The organism is Pseudomonas sp. BJa3, assembly GCF_026343815.1.
In the GTDB taxonomy this organism is placed as follows: Bacteria; Pseudomonadota; Gammaproteobacteria; order Pseudomonadales; family Pseudomonadaceae; genus Aquipseudomonas; species Aquipseudomonas soli.
The window spans coordinates 1-257 of record NZ_JAOXMC010000346.1; the positions used below are offsets into that span (position 1 = coordinate 1).

Annotated in this window: 1 protein-coding gene; it reads right to left on the reverse strand. The window is 71.6% G+C overall.

The window, feature by feature from the left end:
• On the reverse strand, window positions 1-257 hold a 257-nt coding region (locus tag OH705_RS27975; protein ID WP_267303530.1), incomplete at both ends, for a LysR family transcriptional regulator.

Consider the following 257-nt stretch of genomic DNA (forward strand, 5'->3'; position numbering starts at 1 on the left):
GCCGGCAGGATCTTCGGCAACTGCATCTGCGCCACCGCGACCGGCACGCTGACCCGGACCACGCCGCGCGGCTCGGCGCTGAGGCGGTCCACTACTTCGCGCGCGGCCTGCGCCTCGGCCAGCATCGTCTGCGCATGGCGATGCACGCTCATGCCCACATCGGTCACCGCGAAGCGGCGGGTGGAGCGCTGCAGCAGGCGCACGCCCAGGTCGGTTTCCAGCTGGCTGATGCGCCGGCTGAGGCGGGACTTGGGAAT